Source organism: Pseudonocardia ammonioxydans (assembly GCF_900115005.1).
Classification (GTDB): Bacteria; Actinomycetota; Actinomycetes; order Mycobacteriales; family Pseudonocardiaceae; genus Pseudonocardia; species Pseudonocardia ammonioxydans.
In genome coordinates this window covers 41,642-56,071 of the sequence record NZ_FOUY01000003.1, presented here as the reverse complement: position 1 = coordinate 56,071, position 14,430 = coordinate 41,642, and the positions used below count along the sequence as shown (strand labels likewise).

Here is a 14,430-nt window from a genome sequence, read left to right as displayed (position 1 = left end):
CGATGTCGATCTCCACCCAGGGCTCGTACCTCGGCAACCGGGTACTGCGCACCGAGGACCACGAGCTGATCACCGGATCCGGTGACTACACCGCGGACCTGCCGCACCCCGACGCCTTCCACGTGGCCTTCGTCCGGTCCCCGATCGCGCACGGCACGCTCGGTGCCGTCGACGTCGCCGAGGCCCGGTCGCTGCCGGGTGTCGAGGCCGTCCACACCGTCGACACGCTCGGGCTGCCGCCGCGGCCCGGGCTGCCCGGGGTCGTCCCGGACGCGATGGCCCGCCCGCACCTGGCCTCGGGCAAGGTCCGCTTCGTCGGCGACATCATCGCCGTCGTGGTCGCGCGGACCGCAGCCCAGGCCCAGGACGCGGCGGAGGCCGTCGTCCCCGACATCGAGCCGCTCCCCGCGGTCACCGGCTACGAGCAGCCGCTCGCCGACGGCGCCGTCCTGCTGTTCGACGAGCTCGGGTCCAATGTGGCCGCCGCGGACGGCACCGGGCCGGTCGAGGGCCTGTTCGACGACGCCGACCACGTCGTGCGGGCCACGTTCGACAACCAGCGCATCGCCGGCGTCCCGATGGAGCCGAACGGCTGCGTCGCGGTCCCCGGCGGGCCCGGCGGCGGTGGCACCGACGGGATCACCCTGTGGCTGCCGACCCAGACCCCGCACGGGGCACAGGCCGCACTCGCCGGGGACCTCGGCCTCGAGCCGGAGCAGGTCCGGGTGATCGCCCCGCGGGTCGGTGGCGGGTTCGGGCCGAAGGCCTTCGAGTACATCGAGTGGTCGATCGTCGCCCGGGCGGCGCTGCTGCTCGGCCATCCCGTGCGCTGGACCGAGACCCGCTCGGAGAACATGCTCTCGATGGTCCACGGCCGGGCCCAGCGCCAGCACGTCGAGCTCGGGCTCACCCGGGAGGGCCGGATCGTCGGGCTGCGGGCCGACGTGACCGCCGACGTCGGGGCCTACCCGATGATCGGCACCATCCTGCCCAGCCTGACCCAGCTCATGGCGCAGGGCGTCTACGCGATCCCGCGGATCGAGTTCTCGTGGCGTTCGGTCGCCACCACCACGACCCCGGTCGGTGCCTACCGGGGCGCCGGTCGCCCCGAGGCCACCCAGATGCTCGAGCGCGTGCTCGACATCGCCGCCGACGAGCTCGACCTCGACCCGGCCGAGCTGCGCCGGATCAACTTCATCCCGCCGGAGTCGTTCCCCCTGACCACGCTGACCGGCGCCCCCTACGACAACGGCGAGTACGCCCGGACGCTCGACGCGGCGATCGAGGCCGCCGGCTACCGGGAGCTGCGCGAGCAGCAGCGCGCCCGGCGCTCGGCCGGGGACCGCACCCTGCTCGGCATCGGCGTCGGCTGCTACGTCGAGGTCACCGCCCCGCTCGGGCTCGACGGCGAGTGGGGCTCGGCACAGGCCCACCCGGACGGCACGTTCACCGTCATGGCGGGCACCAGCGCGCACGGCCAGGGCCACGAGACCGCGTTCGCCCAGGTCGCCTCGGCCGTGCTGCAGGTGCCGATGGACCGGATCCGGCTCGTCCAGTCCGACACCGCGCAGGTCCCGCGCGGCGCCGGGACCCTGGGGTCGCGCTCGTTGCAGACCGGCGGCAGCGCGATCCACTCCGCGTCCGGCGAGCTGGTCACCCGGGCCCGGGAGATCGCCGCGCACCTGCTCGAGGCCTCGGTCGACGACATCGAGCTCACCGAGCAGGGCCTGGGCGTGCGCGGTGTCGCCGACCGGGTCGTGACCTGGGCCCGGGCCGCGGCCGCCGCGGAGGACGGCAGCGGCCGGCCGGACGGCGACGGCGCGCCGCTGCGCGAGGAGCTGGACTTCTCCCAGGGCCAGTCCAGCTTCCCGTTCGGCTCGCACATCGCCGTCGTCGAGGTCGACGCCGACACCGGCCGGGTCACGCTGCTGCGCCACGTCGCCGTCGACGACTGCGGGAAGATCCTCAACCCGATGCTGGTCGAGGGCCAGCAGCACGGCGGCATCGCGCAGGGGATCTCCCAGGCCCTCTACGAGAGCGTCGCCTACGACGAGGACGGCAACCCCACCACCGGCAACCTGGCCTCCTACACGATCCCGTCCGCGGCGGACCTGTGCGGGTTCGAGGCGTCGAACACCGAGACGCCGACGCACCTCAACCCGCTGGGGGCCAAGGGGATCGGCGAGTCCGGGACGATCGGGTCGACGCCCGCGGTGCACAACGCCGTCGTCGACGCGCTGTCCCACCTGGGTGTCCGGCACGTGGACATGCCGCTGACCCCGCAGAACGTGTGGCGGGCGCTGTCCGCCGCGCCGGCCGGCTGAGACCCCGCAGCCCCCGCCCGGTGCGTGTTCGCCGTGCCGCGCGGGCGGAGCGGTCCTACGCTGCGGACCGTGCCCGACATCACGACGCTGATCCTCGACGACCACGCCTGGTTCCGGAGACGGTTCGCGGACCTCGACGAGCTCCAGGCCCGCGCGGACACCGACCCGCGGGAGCTGTCCCGGCTGTGGGACCCGCTCGCCGCCCGGCTCGACGTGCACGCGATCGCCGAGGAGAAGATCTTCTACCCGCAGCTGCTGGAGCACGGCGAGGATCCCGAGGAGGAGACGCTCGACGCGATCGGCGACCACAACGAGATCCGGGACGGGGTCGCGCGGGCCGAGCGCAACCCGGTCGGCTCCCAGGAGTGGTGGGCCGGGGTCTGGGACGCGCGCCGGGCCAACGACGAGCACATGGCCGAGGAGGAGAACGAGGGCCTGGCGAACTTCCGCCAGCACGCCGCCTCCGGGCTGCGCGACGCGCTCGGTCAGCAGTTCCAGGAGTTCCTCGACGCCCACCCCACCACCGCGGGCCTCGACAACACCGACAAGGACCCCGAGACCTACGTCGAGCGGATCGAGGAACGCCTCGACCCGTCCGGCCCGGCGGCCGGCCTCGGTATCGGCAGTCTGAAGGGACAGGACCAGTGACCGTGCAGGACCATCTCCTCCGCGACAAGGCGCCGATCCCGGTCACCGCCTGGAAGGCGATCGACGACGAGGCCCGCGAGCGGCTCACCCCGCTGCTGGCCGGACGCCGGCTCGCCGACTGGGGCGGTGCCGCGGGCTGGGAGACCTCCTCGGTCCCGCTCGGCCGCTCCACCCGGCTGGCCGGCCCCCCGCCGGGGGTCGACTCGGCGGGGGCCCGGGCCCGGCTGCGCCGGGTCCAGCCGCTGGCCGAGTTCCGGGTGCCGTTCACGGTGTCCCGCGACGAGATCGACGACCTCGAGCGCGGCTCCCAGGACCCCGAGTTCGACGACCTGGCCCGGGCGGCCCGGGAGGCCGCCGAGATCGAGAACCGGGCGATGTTCCACGGCTGGCCGGACGCGCTGATCGAGGGCGTCGTCGCCTCCTCCCCGTACGACGCGTTCTCCCTCGGTGAGGACACCGACCGCTACCCCGCGGTCGTCGCGTGCGCGGTGGACGCGCTGCGCCGCAACGGCATCGAGGGTCCCTACGCGCTCGCCGTGGCACCGGAGGGCTTCACCCGGATCGCCGAGACCGCCGAGCACGGCGGCTATCCGCTGTTCGACCACCTCACCCGGATCCTGGGCGGGCAGATCCTGCGCGCGCCGGGACTGGAGGGCGCGCTGGTGCTGTCCCAGCGGGGCGGGGACTTCGTGCTCGACGTCGGCCAGGACCTCGCGATCGGCTACTCCGACCACGATGCCGACACCGTCTCGCTCTACCTGGAGGAGTCGTTCACCTTCCGGGTCACCGAGCCGGACGCGGCGGTCGTGCTGCGCTGACCCACGTCCCGGCGACGATCGTCCCGGCGAGGATCACCGCAGGACCACCGGGAGTGCGGTCAGGCGCCCACCGACCGGGCCGGGCGGGTACGCCTCGACCAGATCGCCGGGCCGCACCGCGAGCCGCGCCTGCGGGAAGCTCGTCCGCAGCACCGTCAGGACGGCATGCAGTTCGAGGCGGGCGAGGTGGGCACCGGCGCAGAAGTGCGAGCCGTACCCGAACGACAGGCCGGGGCCGCCCTCGCCCGTTCCGGTCCCCCGGATGTCGATCAGGACCGGCGCTCCGGCGGGCAGCCGCACCCCGCCGAGGTCGACCGGCTCGGTCGCGAAGCGCCACAGCGTGAACGGCGCCGGCGGGTGCCGGCGGAGGACGTCGTGGACCAGCGTGTCCAGGTCGGCGTCGGAGGTGCCCGTGAGGCCACGCTCCAGTGCCGTGGCCAGCAGTGAGCCGAGTGCCGCGTCCGTGGTGAGCTGGCCGGCGAAGACGAGCCCGAAGACCAGGTAGCCGATCTCGTCGTCGTCGAGGTCGCCGAGGCGGTCCCGCAGCTCGCTCGCGAGCCCGGGCCGGCCGACCGCTGCGCGGCTCGTCCGCAGCAGTTCCGCGAACGCGCGGCCGTGCTCGGCCGGGTCGGGGCTCCACATCGCCCGGCACGCCTCGGCCGTCCGGTCGAGCAGCTCGGGTGGGGCACCCACCAGGTCGAGTACCACGGTCAGGGGGTAGCGGGTGGTGAAGTCGGCCATCAGATCGACCTCACCGGGACCGAGCGCGGTGAGCAGTGTCCGGGCGGTCGCCGCGGTCCGCTCCTCCCGGCCGGCGAGGGCGCGCTGCGACAGCAGCGGCGCGTGCGCGCGCCGGAGCCGGGTGTGCGCCGCGCCCTCGGCGGTGGTCAGGGACGGCCGCTCGGCGGCAGGCGGTTCGAGCCCGGGGATCCCGTGCGGTGCGTGGGCGGTGTCCTTGCTGAACCGCGGATCGGTGAGCACCCGGCGGGCCGCCGCCTCCTCGGTCACCACCCAGGCGGTCGCCCCGCCGGGCAGCTCGGCGCGGACCAGGGGGCCGGCGGCGCGGAGCGCGGCCCGCTCCGGGTCCGGGTCCTGTAGCCGGCGCCTGCCGCCCTCGAACGGCCTGACCGGAGGGATCGTCGTCGAGTCCGTCATGCCCCGAGACTGCCGGAGATCGCGGACAGCCCCGGTCCGCATCAGGACCGGGCGGCGTGGATCGGGCGGCGGTGGATCGGGCGGCGGTGGATCGGGTGGCGTGGAGCACGCGCGAGCGGCCACCTCGCGGTCAGTCCAGCAGCACCGTCCGCAGGTCCAGCCGGCGCAGCACCCGGTCGACCGCGTGCGGGTCCACCCCCGGCTCCCGGCGCGCGGCGAGCACCTCCTCCCGGGCCGCGGCGAGCGCGGCGGCCTGCATCTCGGCCACCTGCCCGCGCACGGCCTGCACCGCGGCGATCCGGTGCCGCTCCTCCTCGGAGTGCGTCTCGCCGGTCAGCACGGCGTCGAGGCGTTCCACCCGCTCGCGCACCCGGGACCCGACCTCGTCGGGCAGCTCCCGGATCCGCCGCTCGAACTCCACGGTCGCCCGCGCGGCGCGCCGGGCCCGCTGCACGATCTCCCGCTCGGCGCGCTGCTCGGCCTCCGCCTCGTCGTCCACCCCCAGCGCGTGCACGAGCACCGGCAGCGTGAACCCGGGCACGAGCAGCGTCACCACCAGCACCGAGACCGCGATGAGCACCAGTTCGGAGCGGTACGGCAGCGGGGCACCGGAGTCCAGTGTGGTCGGCAGGGACAGCGCCAGCGCCAGCGTGGCGAGCCCGCGCATGCCGCACCAGGCCAGCAGCACGGCCTCGCGCCCGGTCCGGGGCGCGGTGCCCGCGTCGTCGCCGCGGCGCACCACCCGCCGGGCCGCGAGCATCCACAGTGTCCGGACGACGATCACGACCAGGCACACGACGGCGGCGTGCCCGAGCATCCGGGGCAGGTCGTCCCCGGCGGCCACCACGACCTGACGCAGGTCGAGCCCGATCAGTCCGAACGCGACTCCGGTGACCAGCAGCTCGACCACGTTCCACAGGGACGACTGGGTGATCCGCTCGGCGGCCTCGTCGGCGTCGGCGGTGGCCCGCAGCTGCAGCGCCAGCACCACGACCGCGATCACCCCGGAGGCGTGCACCTCCTCGGCGGCCAGGTAGGTCGCGAACGGCAGCACCAGGGTGAGCGCGCTGCGGCCGGTGGTGTCGGTGAGCCGGCCCAGCACGGTGCGGGCGAGCCAGGCCACGACCAGCCCGATCGCGACCGCACCGACCGCGCCCGCGACGAACCGCAGGGCCAGCCCGAGCGGGCTCAGCTCCGCCCCGGACACCGTCGCCAGCACCGCCATCTGGAAGATCACCAGCGCGGTGGCGTCGTTGAACAGCCCCTCGCTCTGCAACACCGAGATCATCCGCCGCGGGATCGGGACCTGCCCGGCGACGGCCTCGACCGCGACCGGGTCCGGCGGCGCCACCATCGCCCCGAGCGCGACGGCAGCGGTCAGCGCGATGCCCGGGATCAGCGCCCAGGCCACCCCCGCGACGGCGGTCACGGTGACCAGCACGAGCGCGACCGCGAGCAGCGCGATCGTCCGCCAGCGGGCCCGGAACAACGCCCACGACGTGCGCTGGGCGGTCGCGAACAGCAGCGGCGGCAGGAACAGCGGCAGGATGAGGTCCGGGTCCACGGCGAACCCGTCGGGCAGCCCGGGGACCAGGGCGACGACCGCGCCCAGCACCACCATCAGGGCGGGCCAGGGCAGCCGTACCCGTTCCCCGACCCCGACCAGCACGACGGCGGCCAGCATCAGTCCCACGACGATCAGGAGCATCTGCACGATCATCAGCCTGCACGCTCACCGGCCGGACGGAACGCGACGCGCCGTGCCAGGATCTCCGGGAGATCCGTAACCGACACGAGGAGGTCGTCCACGCATGCCCCGCAACCCCTACGACGAGCTGCCCCCGGTCCCGTCGTTCACCGTGACCAGCGAGGACGTCCAGGACGGCGGCACGCTCGCCACCGCCCAGCTCTCCGGCATCTTCGGAGCCGGGGGCGAGGACGTCTCGCCGCAGCTGTCCTGGTCCGGCGCGCCCGAGGGCACCCAGTCCTATGTGGTCACCTGCTACGACCCGGACGCCCCGACCGGCTCCGGGTTCTGGCACTGGGCCGTGACCGGCATCCCGGCGTCGGTGACGTCGCTGCCGGCCGGCGCCGGTGACGACTCCGGCTCCGGGCTGCCCGCGGGCGCCGTGCAGCTGGCGAACGACGCGAGCCTGCGCCGCTACCTGGGCGCCGCGCCGCCGCCCGGGCACGGTCCGCACCGCTACTTCTTCGCGGTGCACGCGATCGACACCGCGTCGCTGGACCTGCCCGAGACCGCGACGCCGGCGTTCCTCGCGTTCAACCTGTTCGGTCGCACCCTGGGCCGCGCGGTGCTCGTCGGGACGCACGCCAACCTGAGCTGATCCCGTCGTGGACGCCGACGCCGTCGCCGAGCGGCTCTACCGGGTACCGCCCGGGGAGTTCGTCGCCGAGCGGGACGACGCCGCCGCCCGGGCCCGCGAGGCCGGGGACTCCGGCGCCGCCCGGGAGATCGCCGCGCTGCGGCGGCCCACCCGGGCGGCGTGGCTGACCAACCTGCTCGTCGACGCGGCGCCCGACGAGGTCGAGGGCCTGCTGGCGCTCGCCGGGCCGCTGGCCGAGGCGCAGCGCTCGCTGGACGGCCCGGCACTGCGTCAGGTGTCCGCCCAGCGGAACAAGCTGGTCGGGGCGCTGGCCCGGCGCGCGGCCCGGCTCGGCCGCGACGCCGGCCAGCGCGTCGACTCCGGTCTCGAGCGCGAGGTGCGCGGGGTGCTGGAGTCGGCGCTGGCCGACGACGAGCTGGCCGAGCGGGTGCGGTCGGGCCGGCTGGTGCGCTTCGAACGGCACAGCGGCTTCGGCACGATCGGGGGCGATCAGGACGGGCCTGCGTCCGGACGGGGTTCGCGCGCGACCACCGGAGCGACCGCGCGGGGATCGGCTACCGGCACCGGACGGGAGTCGGCCGCACCCGACGCCGCCGGGCAGGACCCGCGCGGGCAGGGCACGCGCCGGCAGGACACGCCCGGGCAGAAGACGCGCGGGCAGGAGACGCGCGGACAGGAGACGGCCGGGCCGGGATCCGCGGCGGAGCCGGGCGACGACACCGACCGGCCGGGCTCCGGCGAGCTGGACCGCAAGCGCCGCGAGGCGACGCGGCGCTCCCGCGAGCAGCGGGCGGCCGAACGGCGGGAACGGGAACGCGAGGCGGCCGAACAGCGCGAGCGCGAGCGCCGCGCGCAGGCACTCGCCGACGCCGAGGACCGCCTGGAGCAGGCCCGCCTGGCCGCCCACGACGCCGGCCGCGAACGTGACGATGCCCGCGAACGCGCGGACGCGGCCGCCGACCACCGCGACGCGGCCCACCGGCGCGTCGAGGACCTGCGGGCCGAGCTGGAGCAGGCCCGCACCGAGGCGACCGGGGCCGACCGCACGTACAAGGCCGCCGAGCGGGAGGCGGCCGACGCCGCCCGCCGCGCCCGGCAGGCCGACACCGAGGTCACCCGCGCCGAACAGGCCCTCGACGAGGCCCGCGACAGCTGAGCACCCCGGAAATCCGGTCGACCTGGCAGCTCGGCCCGTGGCACCCTGAAACTCCGTACGTTGTATCGAATACGCTGTACCGAGTAATGGGGGTCCACCCGTGACCGACGACCTGCGCAGCCGGATCCGCGCTCCGCACCACCTCAAGGAGATGAACGACGGCTTCCTGGCCCGCCGCGAACGCGGCGAGCTGCCGTTCGACCTGCCCGTCCTCACCGTCCCCGGCCGGCGCAGCGGCGCACCCCGCGCCACGCCGCTCACCGTCCACTCCGCCGGCGGTGCACGGTTCGTCGTCGGCGGTTTCCCGGGCGCCGACTGGATCGGGAACGTCCGGGCCGCGCGCGGCCGGGGGACGCTGAGCAGCACCAACGGCGCCGAACCCGAACCCGTGATCCTCACCGAGCTGTCCGCCGCCCAGGCCCGGCCGGTGCTGGAGGCGTGGCCGGAGATCGCCCCCGACGGTGTCGCGATCATGGTCGCGGCCGGCGTCGCCGCCGAGCCGACGCCGGCCGCACTGGGCGCGCTCGCCGGGGTCTGCCCGGTGTTCCGCATCGACCCGGCCTGACCCGGCCTGACCCGGCCGGCAGCGGTCAGGTGCCGGGGAAGGCCGCGCGCAGCTCCCGCTTGCGGATCTTCCCGGTCGCCGTGCGCGGCAGCGGCTCGTCGCTCCAGCGCACGTGGGCGGGGGCCGCGAACGCACCGACCCGCTCGGCGACGGCGGCGCGGACGGCGTCGTCGTCGCGGGGGGTGCCGGGGGTCGCCCGCACCAGTGCCGCCACCTCCTCGCCGAGCCGCGGGTGGGGCACCCCGAGCACCGCGACCTCGACCACCCCCGGCACCGCGTGGATCGCGGCCTCGACCTGCGCGGAGTAGATGTTCTCGCCGCCGCGCAGCACCACGTCCTTGAGCCGGTCGACGACGTACACCCAGCCGTCGGTCACGTGGCCCAGGTCCCCGGAGCGGAACCAGCCGTCGACGAACGCCGCGGCGTCGGCCTCCGGGTCGTTCCAGTAGCCGCGCACGACGTTCGGCCCGCGGAACCACAGCTCACCGACCTCGCCGTCACCGAGCGGTTCGCCCGCCGGGCCCGCGACCCGCAGCTCGGCCCCCGGCGCCGGGCGCCCGACACTGTCCGGGCGGGCCGCGTAGTCCGGGCCCGCGTTCGCGCAGATCGCCGAGGTCGTCTCGGTCAGGCCGTAGCCGTTCGCCGCGCCCGCGCCGAGCTCCCGCCCGATCCGGGTCACCAGCTCCGGCGGGATCGGCGCCCCGCCCATGCCGAACGTCCGCAGCGACGCCAGGTCCGCCCGGTCGGCGCCGTCGAGCAGCTCCGCCGTCGTCGACGGGACGCCGTTGGAGCGGGTCAGCCGCTCCTCGCGCACCACGGCGCGGGCCGCCTCCGGGTCCCACCGGTACAGCGTCGCCAGCTTCGACCCGACCAGCACCGCGCCGACCAGGCCGTTCAGCCCGGCGATGTGGAACATCGGGTACATCAGCAGCGTCCCGGGCTGCCCCGGCGGCGGTTCGGCACCGCTGAGCAGCGCCCCGGCCCTGGCCTGCAACGCCACGTTCAGCAGGTTCGTCACGTGGTTGCGGTGCGTGCCGACCGCGCCCTTGGGGCGGCCGGTCGTCCCGGAGGTGTAGAGGATCGTCGCCACGTCCCCGGGCGCCGGGGCGGGCAGGTCGTCGAGCGTGCCGGGGCCATCGGTGCGCAGACCGAGCGCGGACCACTCCACGACGCCGGGCGCCGCGTCCCGGCCCTCGCCGCGCACGCGCACCAGCGGCACCGCGGCGGACGGGTCGCCGGCCCGGGCCGACGCGAGTGCCGCGGTCCGCTCGGGGTCGGCGACGACCACCCGGGCGCCCGAGTCGGCGACGGCCCACGCCAGCTCGGTCGCGCTCCACCACGCGTTGAGCGGCACGACCACGAGCCCCGCGACCTGCGCGGCGAAGAAGGTCGTCGGCCACTCCGGCAGGTTGCGCATCGCGATCGCGACCCGGTCACCCGGGCGCAGGCCGAACCGGTCGCGCAGGCACCGCGCCAGGTCCGCGACCAGCGAGCGGTGCTCACCATAGGTACGCCGGTCACCGGGGTACACCGTGAACGTCCGCTCCGGCCACTGCGCGGTCGTCTCCCACAGCTCGCGCAGCGTGTGCGGACCGCGACGGTAGAGCCGCATCGGCACCCCGCCGACCTCGGCGGTCTCCAGCGCGAACTCCCCGCCGGGCGCGGTCAGGCCGGCGATCACCGGCCCCAGTCCGACCTCGTCGGCGTGCTCCCCCATCGGCGCACCTCCTCCCCGTCCGTCCTACCCGCTCCCGCACCCGTCCGGAAGTAGTTGGGCCGGGACAACGATCGTGGGCGGTTTCACCGGGACACGACGTGACCGCCCGCCTACCCTCGTGCGGGTGATCACACGGTGACGGCGGTCCGGCGCCTGCGGAACGTCCGCTGGTGGCGGTGGCTGCTGCTCGCCGCCCTCACCGTGGTGGGCACGGTCGCGCTGGACGCGATCGCGGTGCCCTCCCCCGCGCTGTTCGCCGGACTGTTCGCCGCGACCGTGGTGGCGCTCGCCGGGGCCGGGCCGGCCCGGGTCGCACGGCCCGCGACGTCCGGGGCCCAGGCCGTGATCGGCATCGTCATCGGGTTGCTGGCCCGGCCGGAGACGCTCGCGTCGGTGGCGTCCCAGTGGCTCCCGGTCCTGCTGATCAGCCTCGGGACCCTGCTGGTCAGCATGGCCGCCGGGCTGCTGATGGGCCTGCAGCGCGGGGTCACGCCGCTCACCGGGATGCTCGCGCAGACCGCGGGCGGTGCGTCCGGACTGGTCGCCATCAGCCGGGAGCTGGGCGGCGACGAACGCATGGTCGCGGTGATCCAGTACCTGCGGGTGGGGCTGGTGACGGCGACGATGCCGGTCGTCGCCGCGCTCGTCTACGGCGCACCGCACGCGGCGCCCACGGGCACCGCCCCCGCGGGACCGGCCGCGCCGTGGTGGGTCGGGCTGCTCGTGGCCGCGGTGTGCACGGCGGCCGGCATCCCGCTCGCGCGCCTCGCCCGGGTCCCCGCACCGTCGCTGCTGGGTCCGATGCTGGTCGCGCTCGTGATCAGCCTGGCCGGGTTCTCGGCCGACGCGACGGTGCCGGAGCCGCTGGTCGTCGTCGCCTACGCCGTGATCGGCTGGCAGGGCGGGCTCCGGTTCACCCGGGACGCGCTGGGCACCGTCGTCCGCGTGCTCCCGCTCGCGACCGGGCTGATCCTGGCCGTGGTCGCGGTGTGCGCGGGACTGGGGCTGGTGCTGTCCCGGTTCACCGGCATGACCCTGCTGGAGGGCTATCTGGCGACCACGCCCGGCGGGGTGTACGCGGTGCTGGCGACCGCGATCTCCTCCGGGGTGGACGTGACCTCGGTGATGGCCGTGCAGGTGCTGCGGGTGATCCTGATGCTGCTGGTGGCGCCGTGGATCGCCCGGCTGGTGGGACGACGGCTGGGCGCCGGGTCACCCACGTAGCCACTGTCCCCTGGACGGTGTGCAACCGGATCCCGCACGGTGGTGTTGGGAGTGCCGGGTGTGCTGTGCACCCTCGTCCCGGTGCGGCCGGGGCGTCGCCGTGGGAGAAGGAGACCGCCGATGGCACCCACCCCCCTCGACACCGGGCACGACACCGCGGGCCCGGACCTCGACGTCCTCGACTGGCCGCAGCTGTCGGCCCGGCTGGACACCGACGGCGTCGCGGTGACGCCACCGCTGCTCGGCCCGGAGCAGTGCGACGCGATCACCGCGATGTTCGACGAGCACGACCGGTTCCGGTCGACCGTCCGGATGGACCGGTACTCGTTCGGGGAGGGCAGCTACCGGTACTTCGCCGACCCGCTGCCGCCGCTGGTGCAGACCCTGCGCACCGCGCTGTACCCGCCGCTGGCCACGGTCGCGAACGGCTGGGCCCGCCGGCTCGGTGAGGACCCGTGGCCGGAGACCCTCGACGGGCTGCTGGCCGCCTGCGCCGAACAGGGCCAGACACGGCCGACGCCGCTGGTGCTGCGCTACGGCGAGTCCGGCTACAACTGCCTGCACCAGGACGTCTACGGCGACCTGACGTTCCCGCTGCAGTTCCTGGTGATGCTGTCCCGCCCGGACGTCGACTTCACCGGCGGCGAGAGCGTCTTCGTCGAGCAGCGGCCCCGCCGCCAGTCCCGGCCGATCGTGCTGCGCCCGGCCCAGGGCCAGGCGGTGATCTTTCCCGTGCGCAACCGGCCGCACCGCGGCACCCGCGGCGATCACCGCGTGCAGATGCGGCACGGCGTCAGCGCCGTGCACAGCGGCGACCGGCACGTGCTGGGGATCATCTTCCACAACGCCCGCTGACCGGCATGACCCACGACGCCGGATGGGGTGCGACGCCCGGGCCCGACCCGGTCCCCGGGCTGCTCGCGCGCGATCTCGACCGCGGTTTCGCCGAGGTCGTCCGGAGGCACCGGGACCTGCTGTACTCGGTGTCACGCACCTTCACGCCCTCCCCCGCCGACGCCGAGGACCTCGCCGCGGAGGCACTGCTGCGCGCCTACCGGGCGCTGTGCGGGTACTCCGCGCAGCGGATCGAGGCGCTGGCCGTGCGGCCGTGGCTGCTGACGATCCTGCGCAACACCGCCCGGAACCGGGCCCGGGACGCGGCCCGCCGTCCGGCCCCGCCACCCCGGTTCGAGCCCGTCGTCGACGACCCGAGCCACGAGCCGGGCCCGGCCGAACAGGCCGAGCGCGGCGACCTGCAACGCACCCTGCGGGCTGCGCTCGCCGCGCTGCCCGAGGTCCAGCGCATCGCAGTCGTCCTGCGGCACGTGCAGGGCCTGCCCACCTCCGAGGTCGCCCACGTCCTCGGGTGCAAGGAGGGCACCGCCAAGTCGCACGTCTCGCGCGGGCTCGCCCGGCTGCGCGACGTGCTCGGTGATCAGGCGGAACCGGTGCCCCGTGCACCCGGCCCGCTCGTCCCCGCACACCCGAACGCCCCCGGAGGGAGACACCGATGAGCACTCCGCCGACCGGCACCCGGCTGACCGGCGCACTTGAGAACACCGCCGACGCCCACAACACCGCCACCGCCGCCTCGCACACCTCCGGCGCCTCCGCCGGTGCCGGCCTCCCGGCGCTGCTCGCCGGCCTCGCCGACCCGGCCCCTCGCGGGCTCGACGACCGCGTGTTCACCCGGTGGGCGATCGCCCCCAGCCGGGTCGGCGAGGTCCGGGTCGCGTTCACCACCGCCGGGGCCCAGTTCGTCCGGCCGGTCGCCGACCTCGACGACGACGCGTTCGTCGCCGCCTACCGCCGGCGGTTCGCCCGGCCGCTGCGCCCGGCCGCGCGGGTGCCCGCCGGTGTCGCGCCGTCGCTGCGCGGACGCGCCGGCGCCCGTCCGGCACTCGACCTGGACGCCGGCACCGCCTTCGAACGCGACGTGCTCGCCGCGGCCCGGCGGATCCCACCGGGGCAGGTCCGGCCGTACGGCTGGGTCGCCCGGGAGGCGGGCCGCCCGGGCGCGGTCCGCGCCGCCGGCAGCGTCCTGGCCCGCAATCCGCTCCCGCTGCTGGTGCCCTGCCACCGCGTCGTCCGGGCCGACGGTGACCTCGGGGCCTACCTGTTCGGCACCGACCGCAAGGCCGACCTGCTGCGCGCCGAGGGGGCCGACCCGGAGCGTCTCGCGGAGCTGGCCCGGGCCGGCGTGCACTACCTGGCCAGCGACACGACCGGCATCGTCTGCTTTCCGACCTGCCGCGACGCCCGTCGCATCACCCCGGCGCACCGGCACGGTTTCGCCAGCGTCGCGGACGCCCGCAACGCCGGCTACCGACCGTGCCGCACCTGCCGGCCCGCCGTCGACGCCGCCTGATGCCACCGCCTGACGTCACCTGATCACACCACCTGACGACGCCGCCTGATCACACCGCCTGAGCCCACCTGATCCCGCCTGATCCCGCCTGATGACGCCGGCGACCCGGC

The 14,430-nt window shown here is 75.7% G+C and carries 13 protein-coding genes; 10 read left to right on the top strand and 3 right to left on the bottom strand.

The window, feature by feature from the left end:
- Positions 1 to 2: 2 nt before the first annotated feature.
- The 3 genes from BM093_RS04600 (at position 3) to BM093_RS04590 (ending at position 3,790) form a co-directional block, all read left to right on the top strand.
- Complete coding sequence (locus BM093_RS04600) at positions 3 to 2,324, top strand: xanthine dehydrogenase family protein molybdopterin-binding subunit (RefSeq protein WP_093337677.1); 2,322 nt, start codon at positions 3 to 5, stop codon at positions 2,322 to 2,324.
- Positions 2,325 to 2,393: 69 nt separating this feature from the next.
- Positions 2,394 to 2,972: a hemerythrin domain-containing protein gene (locus tag BM093_RS04595; RefSeq protein WP_093337674.1), complete on the top strand. Its 579-nt coding sequence runs from the start codon at positions 2,394 to 2,396 to the stop codon at positions 2,970 to 2,972.
- Positions 2,973 to 2,974: 2 nt separating this feature from the next.
- Positions 2,975 to 3,790, top strand: coding sequence for a family 1 encapsulin nanocompartment shell protein (locus BM093_RS04590; protein ID WP_093338084.1), 816 nt, complete (start codon positions 2,975 to 2,977; stop codon positions 3,788 to 3,790).
- A 33-nt stretch (positions 3,791 to 3,823) separates the two neighbouring features.
- On the opposite strand, the gene BM093_RS04585 is transcribed toward BM093_RS04590, so the two are convergent.
- Together BM093_RS04585 and BM093_RS04580 are read right to left on the bottom strand one after the other, a co-directional pair.
- Positions 3,824 to 4,945, bottom strand: coding sequence for a cytochrome P450 family protein (locus BM093_RS04585; RefSeq protein WP_093337671.1), 1,122 nt, complete (start codon positions 4,943 to 4,945; stop codon positions 3,824 to 3,826).
- A 130-nt stretch (positions 4,946 to 5,075) separates the two neighbouring features.
- Complete coding sequence (locus BM093_RS04580) at positions 5,076 to 6,665, bottom strand: Na+/H+ antiporter (protein WP_245773301.1); 1,590 nt, start codon at positions 6,663 to 6,665, stop codon at positions 5,076 to 5,078.
- 91 nt (positions 6,666 to 6,756) lie between these two features.
- On the opposite strand from BM093_RS04580, the gene BM093_RS04575 reads away from it, so the two are divergent.
- From BM093_RS04575 to BM093_RS04565, 3 genes are all read left to right on the top strand, one after another.
- A complete protein-coding gene (locus BM093_RS04575; protein ID WP_093337668.1) occupies positions 6,757 to 7,290 on the top strand; it encodes a YbhB/YbcL family Raf kinase inhibitor-like protein in 534 nt (177 codons plus the stop codon).
- 7 nt (positions 7,291 to 7,297) lie between these two features.
- A complete protein-coding gene (locus BM093_RS04570) occupies positions 7,298 to 8,446 on the top strand; it encodes a hypothetical protein (protein ID WP_093337665.1) in 1,149 nt (382 codons plus the stop codon).
- A gap of 100 nt (positions 8,447 to 8,546) precedes the next feature.
- A complete protein-coding gene (locus tag BM093_RS04565) occupies positions 8,547 to 9,011 on the top strand; it encodes a nitroreductase/quinone reductase family protein (protein WP_218162657.1) in 465 nt (154 codons plus the stop codon).
- Between the two features lie 25 nt (positions 9,012 to 9,036).
- On the opposite strand, the gene BM093_RS04560 is transcribed toward BM093_RS04565, so the two are convergent.
- Positions 9,037 to 10,728: a class I adenylate-forming enzyme family protein gene (locus BM093_RS04560; RefSeq protein WP_093337663.1), complete on the bottom strand. Its 1,692-nt coding sequence runs from the start codon at positions 10,726 to 10,728 to the stop codon at positions 9,037 to 9,039.
- Positions 10,729 to 10,863: 135 nt separating this feature from the next.
- Here BM093_RS04560 and BM093_RS04555 point away from each other — a divergent pair, with 135 nt between their 5' ends.
- The 4 genes from BM093_RS04555 to BM093_RS04540 all read left to right on the top strand — a co-directional run bounded on the left by BM093_RS04555 (position 10,864) and on the right by BM093_RS04540 (position 14,320).
- Positions 10,864 to 11,952 (top strand): AbrB family transcriptional regulator, encoded by a 1,089-nt coding sequence (locus BM093_RS04555; protein ID WP_093337660.1) that lies wholly within the window; start codon positions 10,864 to 10,866, stop codon positions 11,950 to 11,952.
- Between the two features lie 120 nt (positions 11,953 to 12,072).
- Entirely contained in the window at positions 12,073 to 12,807 is a 735-nt protein-coding gene (locus BM093_RS04550; protein ID WP_093337657.1) for a 2OG-Fe(II) oxygenase, read from the top strand.
- 5 nt (positions 12,808 to 12,812) lie between these two features.
- Positions 12,813 to 13,466: an RNA polymerase sigma factor gene (locus tag BM093_RS04545; protein WP_093337654.1), complete on the top strand. Its 654-nt coding sequence runs from the start codon at positions 12,813 to 12,815 to the stop codon at positions 13,464 to 13,466.
- The gene (locus BM093_RS04540) at positions 13,463 to 14,320 is read left to right on the top strand and encodes a methylated-DNA--[protein]-cysteine S-methyltransferase (RefSeq protein WP_093337650.1); all 858 of its coding nucleotides are present in this window, start codon (positions 13,463 to 13,465) and stop codon (positions 14,318 to 14,320) included. The genes BM093_RS04545 and BM093_RS04540 overlap by 4 nt, the downstream gene beginning before the upstream one ends.
- Positions 14,321 to 14,430: the final 110 nt, after the last annotated feature.